General features: G+C 37.3%; 4 protein-coding genes. 3 read left to right on the forward strand and 1 reads right to left on the reverse strand.

Annotation, left to right across the window (positions count from 1 at the left end):
* The first annotated feature begins 330 nt into the window (after positions 1–330).
* The gene (gene proB, locus RQ763_RS11075; protein ID WP_314153030.1) at positions 331–1113 is read left to right on the forward strand and encodes a glutamate 5-kinase; all 783 of its coding nucleotides are present in this window, start codon (positions 331–333) and stop codon (positions 1111–1113) included.
* A gap of 45 nt (positions 1114–1158) precedes the next feature.
* On the opposite strand, the gene RQ763_RS11080 is transcribed toward proB, so the two are convergent.
* Positions 1159–1467: a hypothetical protein gene (locus RQ763_RS11080; protein WP_314153031.1), complete on the reverse strand. Its 309-nt coding sequence runs from the start codon at positions 1465–1467 to the stop codon at positions 1159–1161.
* Positions 1468–1616: 149 nt separating this feature from the next.
* Between RQ763_RS11080 and RQ763_RS11085 the strand changes: the two genes are divergently transcribed.
* Both RQ763_RS11085 and rimK read left to right on the forward strand, forming a co-directional pair.
* A complete protein-coding gene (locus RQ763_RS11085) occupies positions 1617–2039 on the forward strand; it encodes an ATP-dependent zinc protease (RefSeq protein ID WP_314153033.1) in 423 nt (140 codons plus the stop codon).
* Between the two features lie 13 nt (positions 2040–2052).
* On the forward strand, positions 2053–2985 hold the full coding sequence (rimK, locus tag RQ763_RS11090; RefSeq protein ID WP_294932434.1) for a 30S ribosomal protein S6--L-glutamate ligase: 933 nt from the start codon (positions 2053–2055) through the stop codon (positions 2983–2985).
* The last annotated feature ends 85 nt before the right edge of the window (positions 2986–3070 follow it).

The following is a 3070-nucleotide window of genomic DNA, read 5'->3' on the forward strand; positions in this document are numbered from 1 at the left end:
ACTCTCGGCTTTGAGTTTTACTAACTCTAGTCTTAGCACCTCATTCTCCTCTTTTTGAGAATTGTACCGCTGGACGATAGCTGAAACCTTGTCATTCAATTTTGCCAAAGAAGTTTGGTTTTGCATAAAAAAAGTCCTATCAATCATTATATTAGCGTAATTCTATCATAATTTAATATAAGGAGAAGTCTAAAAAATTTAACTTTTACCTATCTGTGGACTTTGCTTATTTAGCTCTAAAGCTAATAAAAACTAAATCTTTAACTTGTTACAATAGGGGTCAAAAGCTCTCTTGAAAATAAAAGAGTTGCGTAATTCAAAGGAAAATAAATGAAAAGAGTTGTTATCAAAGTCGGAACAGCCGTTCTGACAGAAAATAATGAAATCGCAAAAGAGCGTATGTTAAATCTCGTCACACTTATCATAATGCTCAAGAAGAAATATAGCGTCATCTTGGTAACATCAGGAGCAGTTGCAGCCGGTTACTCCATACTAAAACTTGACAAAAGAAAACAGATTGGCAAAAAGGCTCTCGCCGCCGCAGGACAGCCTATTTTGATGAGTGCGTACAAAAGAAAATTTGATATTTATGACATTACCACGGCGCAGATTCTACTTACTGAAGATGATTTTGACTCAAGAAAGCGTACTAAAATGTTTCAAGAGATTATAGATGCACATCTTGAAAATGATATTTTACCAATAGTAAATGAGAACGATATTACATCCACTCCTGAACAGCTTTTTGGAGACAATGACCAGCTCTCGGCAAATGTAGCTTATGCGACTAATGCCGAACTTTTAGTGATTTTAAGCGATATTGACGGATATTATGACAAAAATCCACAAGAGTTTAAAGACGCCAAACTTTATAAAATCGTAAATGAACTGCCAAAAGAAGCACTTGCGGACACATCAACGGCAAATAATGAGTTTGCAACCGGCGGAATTGTAACAAAACTCAAAGCTGCAGATTTTTTAATAAAACGCGGAAAAAGAATGCTCTTGTGCAACGGGTTTGATTTAAGTGCTGCAAAATCTTTTCTTATTGATGGTAAACACACGCTTGGGACTCTCTTTGAGCCAAAAGCTAAAACAGAAAATAAAAACTAAACTTTTTATCAGTAGCAAACTGCACGCTACTGATACCCTCTTTCTTTAGTCGTAATCCTCTACAAATTTATTTCTATGTGAAAACTTCTCGACAGGTTCATACTCATCATCTTCATCATCCCAAGAGTTCTCAAGTTCGTTCTCAACTATTCTCTCATACCCCATCTTGTTGAGTTCATCATCAATTTGTTCTACATCTATACCATTTTTTTTGCCAAAATCCAAAATGTAATCGACATCTTCTCTCATCACACCATTTAACTCTAAGATAAACTCTAAATCTTTAAACGTCATATTTGCCCTCTTAACAAATATATATTCCGCGTCCCTCTGCGGATTAATCTCTTTTAGCATAAAGCCACTACTATCTACAATATATTTTATACAAAATTATACTCTCTAATGATTTTTTTTTTGCTAAAAATAACTTTAAGAGTCCCCGTTTTTTAAATTATCTTGCTGTTGAATATGCTATAATCAACATAAAATATCGGATTTGCTTAATGAGAGAGAAAAAAATTATCGGTACCAAAGAGCTTATATCCATTCCTGATTTGGATCTTTATGATCTTGATGTAAAAATTGATACCGGTGCCGACTCAAACGCTCTACACTGCGACGATATATTTGTAGATGAAGACGATATTGTACATTTTAAACTATTGGATGAAGTGCATGCGGCATACAATGGGAAAAAAATGGCTGTTCCTCTCTATGCTATGAAAAAAGTCCGCAGCTCAAACGGAGAACTGCAGCACAGACCCTCAATCCGGGTCGATATTGAGTTTTTTGGAAAAACCTATAAAACAGTTATATCTCTTACAAACCGCTCAGACATGAAGTACCCTATGCTGATTGGCAAAAAATTTTTAGCAAACAAATTTTTAGTTGATGTTTCAAAAGAATATCTTACAAAAACAATCTAATAGAGGGAAAAATATGAGAGTCTATATATTATCAAGAAACAAAGAACTATACTCTACAAAAAGATTGGTTGAAGCCGCTCAGGCAAGAGACTGGGAAGTCAGAGTGATTGACTATCTAAAATGCAGCATTGAGATAGCAAAGGGCGAGCTTAAAATCAACTATCAAGGTAAAGAGCTTCCCGCTCCAGATGCCATTATTCCAAGAATCGGAGCGAGCAGAACTTTTTACGGAACTGCCATGGTAAGGCACTTTGAGATGATGTCTACCTTTTCAACATCGGGAAATCTGGCTCTGGCAAGAAGCAGGGACAAACTTAGAAGCCTTCAGATACTCTCAAAAAACGGTGTAGATATGCCAAAAACAGTTTTTGCTTCTAACAAGTCAAATGCAAAAGATGTTATTGAACTAAGCGGAGGGGCGCCGCTGATACTCAAGATACTTGAAGGAACGCAAGGGGTCGGAGTAGTTTTAGTAGACAGTGAGAAGGCGGCAAAGTCTGTACTAGACGCATTTTACGGGATGGATGTAAATCTTCTTGTTCAAGAGTATATAGAAGAGGCAGGCGGAGCCGATATAAGAGTTCTCGTAGTGGGGGGAAAAGTGGTCGGTGCTATGAAAAGGCAAGGTGCAGAGGGTGATTTCCGCTCAAACCTCCATCAGGGAGGGAGTGCAACTGCTCATAAACTCTCTAGAAAAGAGAAAACAACGGCGCTGGCTGCCGCAAAAGCGATGGGTCTTGGAGTTTGCGGGGTTGATATGATACCTTCAGCAAGAGGTCCTTTAGTCATGGAGGTAAACTCTTCACCGGGATTAGAGGGGATTGAAAAATCTACAAAGATAGATATCGCCGGAAAAATCATGGACTATATTGCAGAAAACGTAACTCCGAAATGTGAAACAAACACGAAGAGAAGAAAATTAAAAAAAGATAGTATTGGAGCTTAGGGCATGCCTGATGCAAAATTTGTTTTAGGTGCCAAAGAGATACCAAAAGGTGCAAATCTTACCGTAAATATTGAATTGCCAAAAC

It is taken from the genome of Sulfurimonas sp., assembly GCF_032250635.1.
GTDB lineage: Bacteria > Campylobacterota > Campylobacteria > Campylobacterales > Sulfurimonadaceae > Sulfurimonas.

Excerpts from the sequence above, each read along its gene's own strand:
- proB (WP_314153030.1), top strand. The coding sequence starts at position 331 with ATGAAAAGAGTTGTTATCAAAGTCGGAACAGCCGTTCTGACAGAAAAT.
- RQ763_RS11080 (WP_314153031.1), bottom strand. The coding sequence starts at position 1,467 with ATGCTAAAAGAGATTAATCCGCAGAGGGACGCGGAATATATATTTGTT.
- RQ763_RS11085 (WP_314153033.1), top strand. The coding sequence starts at position 1,617 with ATGAGAGAGAAAAAAATTATCGGTACCAAAGAGCTTATATCCATTCCT.
- rimK (WP_294932434.1), top strand. The coding sequence starts at position 2,053 with ATGAGAGTCTATATATTATCAAGAAACAAAGAACTATACTCTACAAAA.